Source organism: Pseudomonas sp. GM79, assembly GCF_000282495.1.
Lineage (GTDB): Bacteria > Pseudomonadota > Gammaproteobacteria > Pseudomonadales > Pseudomonadaceae > Aquipseudomonas.
Genome location: NZ_AKJE01000035.1, coordinates 22,541 through 37,338, shown reverse-complemented (window position 1 = coordinate 37,338; position 14,798 = coordinate 22,541). Strand labels below are relative to the sequence as shown.

Sequence of the window (14,798 nt, the reverse complement as noted above, 5' to 3'; positions counted from 1 at the left end):
GGTTCCCTGCTCTACAGGGAGGGATGTATCAGCTGCCTTTGTTGCCTTTCTCGCTGGCCGGGTCGTAGACCTTGGTCAAATCCCCGCCGAGGCGGAAGGTCTTGAACGGCTGCATTTTGTGTTTCTGCGCCAGCACATCCGGCGTGCAGGTGTAGAGCGAGCAGAACGGTTCGAGCCAGGCGAATTTCGAATCGACCTTGAGGTCGGTCATGTCCTGCTTTTTACCGTTCTTCTCCTCGAACTCATCCGGGTCTTCCACGCCTGCAAGCACGCGATCACCCAGGCGTTTCAAGGCGCCGTTGTTTTCCTGACGCAAATCGACACCGTTGACCTGAGCGAAACTGGCGATCATCGCCAGTGGCGGCAGGGCGTAGTTGTGATAGGCGAGGGCGCGTTGCTGGCGCTTGAGCTCGTTGGGCAGGAAGCCTTGGGCATCGACCTGATTGACGCCGACCTTGTATTCCTTAACGGCCCAATCGAACAGATCGCGGCGGTTGGTGGCGATCGACGTGGCCATCACCGACCAGGCGGCCCAGTACGAGTGGTTGTTGGTTTGCTCGAGCGGCAGGTTGTCCCAATCGCTGACCACCTGATCAGCCATTTTGCTGAACCAGGCTTCAATCACTTGCGCTTCTTCCTGGTGGGTAGCCAGTGGATGCGAGTCAGAGAATTTCAGGCGGACATAGGACGAAGCCATGCTGCCCAAGGCCCATTTGCGCATGGACTTGCCGGTGTGGTTGAAGTCCTTGGACATCAACGCGTCGGCCTTCGCCCAGGCAGTCAACCAATTGAGGGTGCATTCCAGTTGTTCCGGACGACCGTCACGCATGAACTTCATCACCTGCTTGCTGGTGCTGCGTTCGATCTTGGTGATGTCGGCGGTGCTGTCGCGGAAGGCTTTTTCCGATGCCTCGTTCAGGGTCGAACGGGCCTTGTCGGAACCTTCGTATTTGCTGCGAAATTGCAGGGCACCGGTGTAAGGCGTCGGCATCGCGTCGCAGCCTTCACTCTTGTCGCCGGTTTTGACTTTTTCAATGGGCGCGAAGTAACCCTGGGGCGGACGAAGTGGCGCGGCAGCCTGGGTGGCGCCGGCGAACATCGCCAGCGTCAGCAGGGAGGGCGCGAGTATCTTTTTCAGCGTTCGGGTTTGCATGCAGTTCATAAGAGGTAGCCTCATTGCCCGGCTTGAGCGGTACGCTGCCCAGTGCCGGAGAACACGTTGCGTTTGCAGATTTTCGCTTCGACTTTCTGAGGCGTGGTACCTGGTTTTTCAGGTCCCTGGACTTCGACGGCCAGCAGATTCTGCGAGGCCCAGTCTTCGTCCGTGCGCAACTCGAAGGCGAAACGCCCGTCGGTTTCGGAGGTTTCCGGTTTGTCGATCTTGATGTCCTCGTGGCGCCCGTTCATGTACCAGAGGGTGGCTTGCAAGGTTTTCACCGAGGTGTCGGCGAAGCGGATATCGACCTGGTGGCTGCTGTTGCGCAGGTCCAGGTTCTTGCTGTTGACCATCAATTCGTTTTTGCCCGGTTTCAGCGTGGCGCTGGCGCTCATCTGCGCGTCTTTGCCTTCGCAACCGTTGTCCAGTAGCGCCATCATCTGGCGGTAGATGGTTTCCTGGTCCAGGCGATAAAGCGGCGAGAACTCCCAGATGAGGATTTTCGGCGGTTTGGTCTGGAACTCTTCGCTGCCCAGGTACTGCAGCATCGAACCTTCGAAGCCACCACCGGGGAACGCCACGTTGAGGATGTCGGCGCCGATGGCCTCTTCGAGGAAACCGGCGAAGTTGTAGTTCTTGCCACTGTGGCTGGTGCCGACCAGGGTAATTTCCGGATTGCCGGAATCACTGAACAGATCGCCATCGCCCGCTTCGCCTTTCGGCTCGGTGGTGAACTGATCCATGTACTGGATCGCGTAGCTGGTGCCACAGAGTTGACCAGCCATGTTGTGTAACGTTCCGGTCTTGCCCATGCGACCCGACTTATGGGTCTCGAATTCACGCTTGGGAACGTCAGCGAAGGCCGGCAATTGCTTGACCTTCTCGGCGACGATTTTCGCCGTGCGCTGGGCGCCATACGGCGTCCAGTGTTGGTCGCCGCGGAAGTAGAAGTCGTGGGCTGGCAAGGTGTCGGGCAGCGATTCGTTGGTCAGTGGCGACAGGTCCGGGACCACGTAGCCCATCTGCGCGAAACGCCCGAGCATGGTTTTGTAATTCCTCAGCGCCTTGTCGAAGTCGTAGCTCGCCTTCTCTGCCGGGTTCAGCTTGTTGCGGTTCACCAGGCCGCGGGTCGGCTGGTAAACGATGACCAGTTCCACGCCTTTGCTCTCGAACGCATCGTGCAGTTGTTTCATGCGCTTGTAGCCAGCGGGTGTGGTGTCGAACTCGGTGCGCAAGTCTTCTTGCGTACGGAACAGCCAATCGCCCTGCGCCTGCACCAGTGTGGTGAAGTTCTGCTGATAGCGGGTGGTGTAGTTCTTCGGGTCGTGGGCTTCCGGGCACAGGTTGCAGCAATCATCGGCCTTGAAGCTGGGGGCTTTGGCGTCTTCGGCACGTACGCCAGTGCTCGCCGCAAGAATGCCAGCGGTCAGGGCCGACAGGCTGAGTAATTTGATCAAGTGTGGGTGCATAAAATTATCCTCAGTCCCGCATTTCGGTCTGGCGTTCGACAGGGTCGATCAGCACGGCTTTCTGCTGGCGCACCAGCAGGTCGAGAATTTCATCCTGGCGCTCGCCAAGAATCCCCGAGAAGCTGATGCCGCTGGATTTGGTCGGGGCGAGCATCGACACGCGATACAACTCCACGCTCAGCGGCGAGTCGATCGACAGTGGTCCGCTGCCATTGGCCGCCAGTTCACCGCCGACGACGATCAGCGACACCTGGGCGTCGAACGGGTCGAGCTTGATGTCCCGGTCGGTGTCGGTCAGGTCTTTGATGTGCCCGTAGACACCGGTCAGGCCGTTGGCCATCGAGATGTTTTCGTACAGGCGAATGTTCACGCTGTTACGAATACGGATGCCGTGGCGCTTGTTGCTGATCACCTTGTTGCCCCACAGCAGGTTGTCAGCACTCTCATAGAGGGTGATGCCATCGGTGTGGTTCTTGTAGATCTCGTTGTAGGCGATCAGGTTGTTCACACTGTTACGGTCGATCACCAGGCCCGACAACTTGTTGTCGTAGCTGCGGTTGTTGAAGATGAAGCTGTCGTTGACCTCACGGGAAATAATGATCCCGTGCTTCTTCTTGGTCCCGTACACCGTGTTGTCGGCGATGATCAGACCGTGGGAACGGTCATGGGGGTCGATGCCGTAGACGATGTTGTCTTTGTAGGTGTTGCCCTTGACCACGAAGTCGCGGGTTTCGTAGCAGTAGAAGCCGTACCACATGTCCGAGAACTCGGAGCCGACGATCCAGCCGGACGGCTCAGGGCGCTTGAGCACCTTGGCCATGTTCGGCGTGTATTGGGAAATACTCACGCCATAGGACTTACTGTTTGCGTAGCCGAAACTGGCGATCTTGCTGTTGGCGATGTAGGTTTCGGTGCCGCCCCAGGACAGCAGGAACGGACGGAACTCCTTGGGCGACTTGAAGGCCGCCGGGCCGTTTGCTTTCTCGCTCCAGCCGGTGATTTTGGTATCACGCACGAACAGCTGGCCGTCGTTGACCAGGAACGAACCGGCCTCTTGGGACAGGCGCAACTCCTGGGTCTGCTTGTCGATTTCCAGAATGCCCTTGTTACCCACCACGATCGGCAACTTCGCCAGGAACACGCCCGGCGAGGTTTCGCTGAAGTACTGCTTGGGTAGCTTCTTGGCCAGGTCCTTGAGGTTCATGTAGCCGTCGTCGACGAAGATCGCCTGCGGGATGCCATGCTGACGCACCACCCACTCGGCCATCTTGTTGTCGCCGCCGATGAAGTCCTTCAGGGCGTTTTCCTGCATCATCCGGCGCACGCTGATCTTGCCGGGCTTGGTGCGCACGACTTTCGCGGCGATGGCTTCGGCGGTGTAGCCAGAGGTGTCCGGCAGTTTCGGCTTGGCCAAGTCCAGCGGCGCGGTTGGCGCGCTGCTGACGGTGTAGGTCTTGGCCTGTTGCAGTCCCTTGGCCATGGTCGTCGATTTTCCCGCTTGCACAGGCTGGGCCGGTTCGACGGTGGCGAAGGCGGCTGCGCTGGCGAGCAGCAGCGCGCCGGCCAGCAGGCTGATCGAGCCTTTCTTGGCACTGTTCATGTCGGGCACTCCCTTCGCGGTTTGCATCAGAAGCGCCAGACCACGTCGACAAACGCGCGGTGCATGTACGAGTCGACTTCTTTGCCATACGCATCGCCGGGCTTGAACACACCGCCACGGAACCGCACCAGAGCCGAAGGCTCATCGATCGACTGGCTCAACGCCGCCGGCAACAAGCCTTGCTTGAAGTACTTGGTGACCACCAGGTCCATTTCCTGACCGAGGTCTTTGTTGCCATCTTCCAGCGGCAGCGAGGTGCTGGAGAGGATTGCGCCGGTCACGTCGTCGGTGTTGTTTTCGACGGCATTGATGCCATTGCTGCCCACCGGCTTGTTGCCGTCCACGCGCCAGAACTTGTGGTAGATCAGACTGGCGTCGTATTCGTCGTTGAGCATCCACGAGCCGAACAGGGTAGCGGTCTGCATGTTGTTCATTTCGCCGCGGAAGGCTTCGCCGAAACGGTGAACCCGCGAGCGTGTACCGGTGTAGTTCGAGCGATTGCTCTCCAGGCCGGTCTGTTCGTACTCGGCGCTGGCACGGGCATAGGCCGCACCGACTTGCCACTGCGGATCGAGGCGCAAACGCAGGCCGATATCGGTGGCCCAGCCATTGAGGTCTTCACCGCGTTTGGCTTCGGTCGGACGCGTGCCATCGGCGTTCAGCGGGTTGACCGTGTCGGTGTCGCCGCTCATGCCGGTGATGCTGCCCCAGTAGTTGACAGTGTTGGTGTTGCGCCAGTTGTAGGCGTCGCTGTCGGCGGTGAGGCCGAGCCAGCTGATGTCGCCGTTCTGTTTTTTATCCAGCGAATCACCGGCCACGCCCGGCTCCGGGTAGTCGAGCTTGCCGTCATCGTGGGTGTGATGACCGCGAATGCCGACCCAGTTACCCGGCGACCATTGAGTGGCCACGTCGCCGAAAACGTGCAGACGATCCTCATCCTTGGGTGCCAGCTCTTTCAAGTCGGTGCGGTATTCGCTGAAGCGTTCGGCGATACCGACGTTGGCGCGCAACAGGGTGGTGTCGAAGGTCCAGTTCAGGGCTTCGATGTTGGTGTCGCGCCATTGGCCGTCGTCGTTGCGCAGGCGTTGGCGTCCGAGCTTGAGGATCTCGCCAGGGTAGGGCGTGAGGCCGCTGTAACCGACCCAGAACTCGCGCATCGCCAAGTAGTTCTTCTTGGTTTTGCGATCACCGTTGTCGGTGGTCTGGGTACCGTCGCTGTCGGACTGTTGCAGGGTGTCCGTTTCGATGATGTCGGTGGACGTCACGGCCTGGCCCATGGCGTAGGCACTCCACGCGCCGCTTTCGCCGTACACCCATGGACGCAGGTCGAGGCCGACGCCGGAAACGTCGCCGCCGCTGGCAGTGCCCAGGTCACGGTCGTCTTCGGACTGGCCGGTAATTTTGACTTCGAGGCCGAAGTTCTTGTCTTCGGTCAGGGCCGCCAGGGTCGGGCACGACCACAGCAGGGCGAATGTCAGGCCAATACCGGCCTTCACGAATGGATTGAGCTTCATAGGGATTCCTCGCCGTCTTCTTCTTGCAGGGCGTGCAGTTCCAGCGTGTCCGGACTCACGGCACTACGAATGGCCTGTTCTTGTTTCAACAGGCGTTGGGCCTCGGCCAGCCGGTCAGGCGGCAGTTGCGCTTCGATGGTTTGCGCAAGCTCATTGGCTTGTGGGGTGTTTTGAGCCTTCGCCAATTGGCTGAAGACATAAGCGTTGACCGGGTCGGGTCGGGTGCCCTTGCCTTGGGAGAACAGTTGGGCAATGGCGAAATCGGCGCTGTTCTGGCCGTTACGCGCAGCGGTCAGCAGGTGATCCAGGGCTTTTTGCGGATAGACCTTGCCCAGGTAACCACGACGGTAAATCTGGCCAAGGTAGTAATCGGCGGCAACTTCCCGGCCGACGGCTTTCTTGAAGTGCTCTTCGGCGACCTTGGCGTCGGCCGGCACCATTTTTCCTTCGAAGTAGAGCTTGCCCAGCAACAGTTCGGCACGCGGCTGGTCGGCGGCGCGGCCGTTGTCCAGGTACTTCATCATGGCGTCGACATCACCCAGTTCCGGGAAGTCGTAGAGCAATTGCGCCAGGCTGACCCAGGACGCCGGGTAGCCAGGTGCGATGCCTTCGAGCAGCGACTGAGCGGTTTTTTCGTCGGTCTTGCCCAGGCTCGCATCGCCCAGCACACGGGCCACACTGTCCACACGTTGCGCAGAAACGACGCCACGGCTGTGACCCGCCTGCATCTGCTTGATCAGTTCAGCCTGCTGCTCTGGCTGGCCGCGTTTCTGATAGACCGTGGCCAGTTCGACGTAGCAGATGTCGGTGGTGTTCAACGCGGCTTTGCAGATTTTTTCCACGTCATCCAGATGCTGGTCGTAAGTGCCCTGGGTGCGATAGAGCAGCACTTGCGCCAGACCGGCTTCCGGTTTGCCTTCGGCGCGCCATTGGCTGATCTGCTGCTGTGCGTTGACGTTCGGGAAACTGTGCGGATATTGCAGGTACAGCATCGCCAGCGGGATCAGGGTGTTGCCTTCGCCATTGGCCGAGGCTTTCTTCAACAGCGCTTCGGCTTCGTGATGTTCGGCTTCGGTGGCACCGGGTTTGGCCACCAGCAGACGACCCAGGCGAGCCTGAGCCCGCGGCGAGACGCTGGCCGCGGCACGGTAAGTCGCCTCGGCCTTTTTGATTTGCGCCGGGTCACGGCTGTCGACCTGCAGATCGGCCAGGCCGACCTGAGCTTCGCTGTAACCCAGGTCTGCGAGCTGCTGATAATTCTGCGCCGCCAGTGCGGTGTCGCCGCGCTTGAGGGCTTCATTGGCCAGGCGCTGGTCGGGCAGGCCGGCGCAACCGCTGAGGCTCACCGCTAACGCCAATGCACAGAATGCACCCTTGTGGGAGCGGGCTTGCTCGCGAAGCAGGCGCTGCGGTGCATCAGGCAGACCGTGTTGATCCCTTCGCGAGCAAGCCCGCTCCCACAAGGTGTGCGGTGTGTTCAGGATTTTTGTGATGGTCACGGGCATGTCCTCTGTTTAAAGACCGGCGGCCATGGCTTTGTTGATCAGCCAGCTCAGGTTCGGGCCACGAGTGCTGTTCACTTCCACCGGGCGACCGGCGAAGGCGCTGTCCAGCGGCTCGTCTGGTTTGATCTGCACGCGGATGTCGGATGACAGGTCGGCGCTTTTCAGGCTGGTGCTGCTGACGATCTTGCCGGTACGGGTTTGGTCTTCGCCGGCGATCTGGAAGCTGACGGTGGTGCCAGGACGCACGTCGCCGAACTGGCGATAGGAGAAGCGTGCTTCAACGTTGGCTTCGGTGTTGCGCGGCACCAGTTGGAAGATCACGTCGCCTTTGCTGGCGTACTGACCGTTAGCCACCAATTGCTGAGCCACGGTGCAATCGCACGGCGACGTCAGGGTGCCGGTCATTTGCTTGCCGAACAGTTCTTCAACCTTGGACGGTTGCAGTTGACCTTCGTCCAGATGGCCCTTGAGTACGTCGAGCATGCTGGTGCTGAAGGTCGCCAGCGGTGCGCCTTTGGCGGCAACGCCATCAGCCTTGATCAGGCTCTGCACGGTGCCGTCGCGTGGCATGGTGATGTTCATCCCCTGTACGCTGACCAGGCCGGCCTGGGCGTGGCTGACGAAGTACATGCCGTACACCGATTTGAAAATGAAACCGAACGCCACCAGGCCGACCACGAAGATACCGGCGCTGAAAGTCACCGCTTTCAGACGGCCCAAAGGGGTCATGCCGTGGCCGCCATCCTTGGTCTTGCGCGCCTTGGTGAAGTTGTCGCGCTGCAAGGTCGCCAGCATTTCACCCACGCTGACGATGTCGCCGGCCAGGTGCGAAGTGATCAGGTGGCGCAGGGTGGAAATGTCACGGGGTTCCAGGTTCTGGAACTGGCAACCGATACGACCGGTCTGGCGATCGACGGAGCGGATTTGCAATTCCACGTCCATGGCCAAACCGAGGTTATCGATCACGAACTGCAGGCGAGCCTTGTGCACATCGCCGACTTTCAGCGGCAGCTGACCGGCGTTGAACGCCAGGCCGCCAGCGGAAAGGTCGATGACTCGGGCTTCAACCGGAGTCCGGTCAGGGCCGAAGAAACGCAGCTTGGCCGGAATTTTCACGCGAGCGTGTTGGCGCTGGGCTTCGGATTCGTGCACTACGTTGGAGTTGACGGCGGTATTCATATGGGCGATTTCCTAGTTAATTCAGGCGAGTTCGGTCAGACCATCAGCAGCAGCACGGCGACAAAAATGCTGCCGGCGGAGAAGGTCATGGTCCGAGACGACCAAGTGTTGAACCAACCTTGAAAGCTGGCGAGATCACGGGTCAGGGAAGTGGGCTGGCGACTCCAGGACTGTCGGTCGAGGCGGAAGAACACGTAGATCTTCACCAGCGCGCCGACGATCTGGTTGTAATAGAGAATCGCCGGGTAAGCCGGGCCGATCCGGTGACCGGAACAGGACAGCAGCACGGTCAGGATCAGGCGGGTGATGCCGATCCACAGCAGGTAAACCAGGATGAACGCGCTGCCGTACTTGAAGGTGGCGAGGATGGCCACGGTCAGGCCCAGCAAGGACGTCCACATCGATACACGCTGATCGAACAGCACCACCGAAGTGAACAGGCCGAGACGTTTCATCCCCAGACCCAGGGCGCGAGAGTTCTGCCGCAGGTTGTTGCCGTACCAGCGGAACATCAGTTTGCGACTGGCCTTGATGAAGCTCTTTTCCGGCGGGTGTTCCACGGTATGGATCGCGGCGTCCGGCACGTAGAAAGTGTCATAGCCCAGGCGCATCAGGCTGAACCAGCTCGACTTGTCGTCACCGGTCAGGAACTTGAAGCGGCCCAGGCGCCAGTGTTGCAGCGAGTCGCTTTCCACATCGGCGATGAAGTCCGGGTTGGTGACCACGGTGGCGCGGAATACCGACATCCGGCCGGTCATGGTCAACACGCGCTTGGACAGGGCCATGGAGCACATGTTGATGTGGCGCTGGGCGAATCGCAGTTTGTGCCATTCGCTCATGATGTAGCCGCCGCGCACTTCACAGAACTCGTTGGTGGTCAGGCCGCCGACATTGCCGAACAGCTGGAACCACGGCACGGTCTTGAGCACGACGCCTTCGGCCAATACGGTGTCGCCATCGATCACGGCAACCACGGCGCGGTCGTCCGGCAGGTGGCGCGAGATGGCGCGGAAACCGTAAGCCAGGCCATCGCGTTTCCCGGTGCCGGGAATGCGCACGAAGTCGAGCTTGACCCGTGGCGGTGGGTTCATGCGTTTCCAGAGGCTCTTGACCAGCAGCTCATCGGACATTTCCACGATGGAGCACACCACGGTGGTCGGCAGGCCGCAGTCGATGGCCTCGCGGATTACCGAGCTGTAGACCTGAGCGGTGGTCAGCGCGTCGATACGGAAGCTGGTGACCATCAGAAATACATGGGACGGGTCTGCCTCTTTGCCCAGCTTGCGCACTTTGCGCCGCAGGTGCGGGTAGACCACGTACAGAAACAGCATGCCGCGCAGAAAGTGCGTGGCACCCATCGAGTAGCGCCAGATACCGACGATACCGATCAGGAAGATAAAGTCCTTCGACTCGGAGTCGAACGTGGACGTAGGCAGCGCCATGGCGATGCCCATCAGTAAACTTAGGTAAAACAGCCAACCGGCGGCCTGAAGTAGGCCGTGCTTTAGCCTGTGCATAATCTGCATCCGTCTCGATCTCGGGCGAGCCTGTGGGGTGGCCCGATGGGGTTAAGGCAGGCCTGTGAAAACTGGCGTCACCCGCTCTGGATGACGCCAGAAATCCTGGTAGGAGCTGCCGCAGGCTGCGATCTTTTGATCTTTGTCTTTGGGTTCACTCAGGACTCAAGTGCCCCGGGAAAGATCGCAGCCTCGTTTCACTCGACAGCTCCTACAAGTGTGTTACCAGCAGATACCTTCGGTGCGCTTGCTGACGCTGGTGGCTTGAGACATGAAGCCAACCAGGTCGACCACTTGCTTGCCGTGTGGAGCTTCCAGCGCCAGGGCGCGGAATTTCTCGTCACGGTTGCCGAGGATGATCACGTCGGAGTTTGCGATCACGTCGTCGAAGTCAGCGTTGAGCAAGGACGAGACGTGAGGGATCTTCGACTCGATGTAATCCTTGTTCGCACCGTGGACACGGGCGTATTCGACGTTGCTGTCGTAGATGCTCAGGTCGTAGCCCTTGCCGATCAGCATTTCCGCCAGATCAACCAGCGGGCTTTCGCGCAGGTCGTCGGTGCCGGCCTTGAAGCTCAGACCCAATAGGGCGACTTTGCGTTTGTCATGGCTGGAGACGATGTCGAACGCGTTCTGCACCTGGGACTCGTTACTGCGCATCAGCGAGTTGAGCAGCGGTGCTTCCACGTCCAGGGAACCGGCGCGGTAGGTCAGGGCGCGCACGTCTTTAGGCAGGCAGGAGCCGCCGAACGCGAAACCAGGGCGCATGTAGTACTGGGACAGGTTCAGTGTCTTGTCCTGGCAGACCACTTCCATCACTTCGCGACCGTCAACACCGACGGCCTTGGCGATGTTGCCGATCTCGTTGGCGAAGGTCACCTTGGTGGCGTGCCACACGTTGCAGGTGTACTTGATCATCTCGGCAACGGCGATGTCCTTGCGGATGATCGGTGCGTCGAGCTCTTCGTACAGCGATTGCAGAACGTCACCCGAGGCCTTGTCGAACTCGCCGATAACGGTCATTGGCGGCAGGTCGTAATCGGCAATCGCGGTGCTTTCACGCAGGAACTCAGGGTTAACCGCTACGCCGAAATCGACGCCGGCTTTTTTGCCGGAGCAGTCTTCGAGGATCGGGATCACCACGTTTGCCACGGTGCCCGGCAGGACGGTGCTGCGAACCACGATGGTGTGGCGGGTGGTCTTGTCACGCAGGACAAAACCGATCTCGCGGCAAACGGCTTCGATGTAGTTCAGTTCCAGGTCGCCGTTCTTCTTGCTCGGCGTACCGACGCAGATCATCGACAGGTCGGTGTCGCGAATCGCCTCGGCGAAGTTGGTCGTGCCGCGCAATTTGCCCGTCTCGATACCCTGCTTCAGAAGTTCGCCCAGACCCGGTTCAACGATCGGCGAACGGCCTGCGTTGATCATATCGATTTTGTCTTTGGCAACATCGACGCCAACGACGTCATGGCCCCGTGCAGACAGGCAACCGGCACATACTGCGCCGACGTAACCCAAACCAAATATGCTGATGCGCATCGCAATTACCTCTGTGTTTATCAAGCCATTACATGGCCGGAGTTAATGGTGTTCAGCGGTCATAGTGCACTCGCAAGTGCGACTTAAAGGCGCCACAATGCCGTGTGCAGGCATACTAAGTTCCGAGTGTCTAAATAAGTGCACTCAAGATGTGCGCAGCCAGGTCTTATTGTTATGACGTGCCCTGTTATGCAGCCGATCCTCTTTTCTGAAGACTTCCGTGCAAAGGTCTTGCGCGCTCAATGCCAGGCCCGAAAGCCCGTAAATCAAGCGGTTGGGTGCTCAGGTGAGCACGTTTATAGGGGCGCAGCCGTGGCCTTGTAGGGGATAGTAATGGTGCGTTATCTCCTGTCCTTCATGTGTTGCCCAAATAAGTGATCAGTAAGCCAAAGTAAGTGTGACAACTTCGCTACATCGATCTCTTGTCTGTGTAAGTTATCTCGCACAATCACCGAGAGAATCGTTACCGGTGGTATGAGCGGCGCATTTGGACATAGTTCCTGTCCGCCCATCGCGAATTCTGAAATTTCTTGAAATATTGAAAAAGATGGCACTGCTTTCATATTGATAGCACTTGCCGTTTGGCCCTTTATATATGGGGTGATTATTGTCGTGGATATTTTTTTGCCACTACGAGCAAAAAAAATCTGTGCCACTACGGAAAAAAATGATCGATGTCGAGTGAAACTAAAGTTAGAAAAGAGAGTGCTTGTTTTTTGGCGCCAATAAAGCGGCGAAAAGAAGGGGATTGTTCGATGATCAAAGGGCGACGCACGATCAAGTAACCGATGTCGTGCGTCGACTTGGTGCGGGGTTTGATTTACTCAGGTGCGTGATCGCGCAGGAACACCAGATTGTCCGGTTTAGACTGTTCGGCACTGTAGCGATAACCCTGAACGTCGAACTGCTTGAGGGTGACCGGGTCATTGATGCGTTCTTCAATGACGAAGCGACTCATCATCCCGCGGGCCTTTTTCGCGTAGAAGCTGATGATTTTGTACTGGCCGTTCTTCAGATCCTTGAACTCGGTATTGATGATGCGCGCGTTCAAAGCACTGCGTTTGACCGCCGAGAAGTACTCGTTGGAGGCCAGGTTCAGCAGCACGTCGTCGCCTTGATCGGCCAAGGCTTCGTTCAGCCATTCGCTGATCCGGGTACCCCAGAAGGCGTAAAGGTCTTTGCCACGGGCATTGGCCAGTTTGGTGCCCATCTCCAGCCGATAGGGCTGCATCAAGTCCAAGGGGCGCAACAGGCCATACAGGCCGGAGAGCATGCGCAAGTGCTGCTGGGCGTAATCGAAATCGGCTTCGCTGAAAGTTTGTGCATTCAGGCCGGTGTACACATCGCCCTTGAATGCCAGCAACGCCTGCTTGGCGTTGGCAGGGGTGAAGGCCGGGGTCCAGCTACCGAAACGCGCGGCATTGAGACCGCCGATCTTGTCGGAGACGTGCATCAATTCGCTGATCTGCGCTGGCGTCAGGTCGCGCAGTTGCAGGATCAGTTCCTGGGAATGGTCGAGGTATTGCGGCTGAGTGAAGCGCTGGGTCGCCGGCGGTGTTTCGTAATCGAGAGTCTTGGCGGGGGAAATCACCATCAGCATGAAGTCGTCTCCTTTAATCGTGGGGGCGATTCTAGGGGGTTGTCCTTGTTGACTCCAGCTATCAAGTCCATAGGTGATGATCGGTGGTTATCCGCAAAACCCTGTGGGAGCGGGCTTGCTCGCGAAGGCGGCGGGTCAGTCACCATCAATGTTGAATGATAAATCGCCTTCGCGAGCAAGCCCGCTCCCACAGGAGATCGGTGCTGCTGCGGGAATGTGAGCGGGATCAGCTATAGTGCCGCGCGGGTTTTGTTATGGAGACATCCCTTTGCGTATCGTTTTTCTATTCTCGGCCTGGCTCTTGAGTTTTGGCGCCATCGCCGCGCCGGGCGATGTGGCGACGCTGGATCGCGGCACCTGGCCTGAGCAGCTCAGCAGCCCGACGCTGTTTGACGTCGCCTCGCGGGCCGAAATCCTCATGTTTGCCCGGGTTCTGCTGGCCAGTGAATCGCTGGATGAAGCGAGCCTGGCTCAACGCCTGGGCCTGCGCACCCTCAATCTGGAGTCGGTCAACCAACTGCGCCAACGCCTGTGGCAGCGTTTGCTGACCAATTACAACTTCGCCCAGCAGAGTTGCGATCAGGATGCCTCCTTCTGTTTCCTGGTCGAGGACATGGCCACCCTGCGTGAGCAAGCGGCGAAATTTCAGGTGAGCGATGACAGCTATTACATCAAATGGGCCGAGCCAAGCCGGTTGTTCCACGCCCAATACCTTGACGAGCAGCTGCGCAAGGCCGCTCTGTTCCCGCAGACCAGCAGCGAAGTCGATCGTTTTGGCGACTATGAGCGCAATGGCGAGGCCATGAATGATCGTCTGTTCCTGCTGACCTTCGACAGCGCCGCCAATGCCACGCCAGATAACACCGCCTGGGTCACCGAGTACCTGCGCAAATCCAACATGAGCGCTACGTTCTTCGTCCTCGGCAAGGACATCCAGGCCCGCCTGGCCGATCGTTCGGTGGCCAGCCTGCAAGGGACTTATTCGCAGCAATGCGTTGGCGTGCAAGGCTGGGAGTTTCGCTCCCACAGCCACTGGCAAGACTGGCAGGACTCGGTGCGACGCAGCGTCGAGCTGGTCAAAGGCAAGCTGCCGGAGAATTACGTGCCGCTGTTTCGCCCGCCCGAGGGGCAGCGTCGATCCGATGCCGAGGGCTTCTTCAAATCTCAGGGCTTGCAGGTGGCATTGTGGGACATCGATGCCCAGGACGGCGCCGGCAAGCTCAAGGGCAGCCAGAGCGCACAACGGGTATTGACCCTGATGTTGCTGTGGCGGCACGGGGTGATCAATTTCAATGTGAAGCAGGATGCGCTGAAAACGGCGATGCCCTGGCTCATTACGCAAACGGCGCCAAGCGGGATCGGTTGGGCAGACTGTCAGGACGCGTTTCGCTGAAAACGGCAAAAGGCCGAAAACATTGGGTGAAGGGCGATTTTTGCAGAGAAATCGGTGCAGGCGGACTTCCGACTTTAACGGCACATTGCCTGCACGCCAAGGGCTATTCGTCACTCTGAAAAATAAACTTCAAAAAAACGTCAAAGTGCTTTTTTCTGTCACATGTTTTGGAGTATTACGAAGACAGACCGCCGAAACCTGCAACACAGGTGGCGTCTCCCAAGACCCCAGTTTGTGTGCAGTTCACTTGACTCCTCGCAGGTGAATTCGGCGGCCACTTCGAGGCGCAGCACCGTTATGGTATTGCGTCGACTGGCTCCCACAAA

Annotated in this window: 10 protein-coding genes; 1 reads left to right on the top strand and 9 read right to left on the bottom strand. The window is 58.9% G+C overall.

Going from position 1 to position 14,798, the window contains the following annotated elements:
* Positions 1-28: 28 nt before the first annotated feature.
* From PMI36_RS19250 to yaaA, 9 genes are all read right to left on the bottom strand, one after another.
* A complete protein-coding gene (locus tag PMI36_RS19250; RefSeq protein ID WP_008070449.1) occupies positions 29-1,162 on the bottom strand; it encodes a mannuronate-specific alginate lyase in 1,134 nt (377 codons plus the stop codon).
* An 11-nt stretch (positions 1,163-1,173) separates the two neighbouring features.
* On the bottom strand, positions 1,174-2,625 hold the full coding sequence (locus tag PMI36_RS19255; protein WP_008070447.1) for an alginate O-acetyltransferase: 1,452 nt from the start codon (positions 2,623-2,625) through the stop codon (positions 1,174-1,176).
* Positions 2,626-2,635: 10 nt separating this feature from the next.
* A complete protein-coding gene (algG, locus tag PMI36_RS19260) occupies positions 2,636-4,225 on the bottom strand; it encodes a mannuronan 5-epimerase AlgG (RefSeq protein ID WP_008070446.1) in 1,590 nt (529 codons plus the stop codon).
* A 26-nt stretch (positions 4,226-4,251) separates the two neighbouring features.
* Positions 4,252-5,739 (bottom strand): alginate export family protein, encoded by a 1,488-nt coding sequence (locus PMI36_RS19265; protein WP_007896392.1) that lies wholly within the window; start codon positions 5,737-5,739, stop codon positions 4,252-4,254.
* Positions 5,736-7,244 (bottom strand): alginate biosynthesis TPR repeat lipoprotein AlgK, encoded by a 1,509-nt coding sequence (gene algK / locus PMI36_RS19270; protein WP_177319484.1) that lies wholly within the window; start codon positions 7,242-7,244, stop codon positions 5,736-5,738. Before algK ends, PMI36_RS19265 begins: the two co-directional genes overlap by 4 nt.
* A gap of 9 nt (positions 7,245-7,253) precedes the next feature.
* Positions 7,254-8,423, bottom strand: a complete 1,170-nt coding sequence (locus PMI36_RS19275; protein WP_008070442.1) for an alginate biosynthesis protein Alg44 — start codon at positions 8,421-8,423, stop codon at positions 7,254-7,256.
* A 35-nt stretch (positions 8,424-8,458) separates the two neighbouring features.
* Complete coding sequence (gene alg8, locus PMI36_RS19280; protein ID WP_427623238.1) at positions 8,459-9,940, bottom strand: mannuronan synthase; 1,482 nt, start codon at positions 9,938-9,940, stop codon at positions 8,459-8,461.
* A gap of 222 nt (positions 9,941-10,162) precedes the next feature.
* A complete protein-coding gene (locus PMI36_RS19285; RefSeq protein WP_008070440.1) occupies positions 10,163-11,479 on the bottom strand; it encodes a nucleotide sugar dehydrogenase in 1,317 nt (438 codons plus the stop codon).
* Positions 11,480-12,299: 820 nt separating this feature from the next.
* Positions 12,300-13,079 carry a peroxide stress protein YaaA gene (gene yaaA, locus PMI36_RS19290; RefSeq protein WP_008070439.1) on the bottom strand — a complete coding sequence of 260 codons (780 nt, stop codon included), beginning with the start codon at positions 13,077-13,079 and terminating at the stop codon, positions 12,300-12,302.
* A 268-nt stretch (positions 13,080-13,347) separates the two neighbouring features.
* Here yaaA and PMI36_RS19295 point away from each other — a divergent pair, with 268 nt between their 5' ends.
* Positions 13,348-14,472 carry a polysaccharide deacetylase family protein gene (locus tag PMI36_RS19295; RefSeq protein ID WP_008070438.1) on the top strand — a complete coding sequence of 375 codons (1,125 nt, stop codon included), beginning with the start codon at positions 13,348-13,350 and terminating at the stop codon, positions 14,470-14,472.
* Positions 14,473-14,798 lie beyond the last annotated feature (326 nt).

Bases quoted from the DNA above. Each gene is read 5' to 3' on its own strand.
- algK (WP_177319484.1), bottom strand. From the start codon at position 7,244: ATGCCCGTGACCATCACAAAAATCCTGAACACACCGCACACCTTGTGG.
- PMI36_RS19275 (WP_008070442.1), bottom strand. From the start codon at position 8,423: ATGAATACCGCCGTCAACTCCAACGTAGTGCACGAATCCGAAGCCCAG.
- alg8 (WP_427623238.1), bottom strand. From the start codon at position 9,940: ATGCACAGGCTAAAGCACGGCCTACTTCAGGCCGCCGGTTGGCTGTTT.
- yaaA (WP_008070439.1), bottom strand. From the start codon at position 13,079: ATGCTGATGGTGATTTCCCCCGCCAAGACTCTCGATTACGAAACACCG.
- algG (WP_008070446.1), bottom strand. From the start codon at position 4,225: ATGAACAGTGCCAAGAAAGGCTCGATCAGCCTGCTGGCCGGCGCGCTG.
- PMI36_RS19250 (WP_008070449.1), bottom strand. From the start codon at position 1,162: ATGAACTGCATGCAAACCCGAACGCTGAAAAAGATACTCGCGCCCTCC.
- PMI36_RS19255 (WP_008070447.1), bottom strand. From the start codon at position 2,625: ATGCACCCACACTTGATCAAATTACTCAGCCTGTCGGCCCTGACCGCT.
- PMI36_RS19285 (WP_008070440.1), bottom strand. From the start codon at position 11,479: ATGCGCATCAGCATATTTGGTTTGGGTTACGTCGGCGCAGTATGTGCC.
- PMI36_RS19265 (WP_007896392.1), bottom strand. From the start codon at position 5,739: ATGAAGCTCAATCCATTCGTGAAGGCCGGTATTGGCCTGACATTCGCC.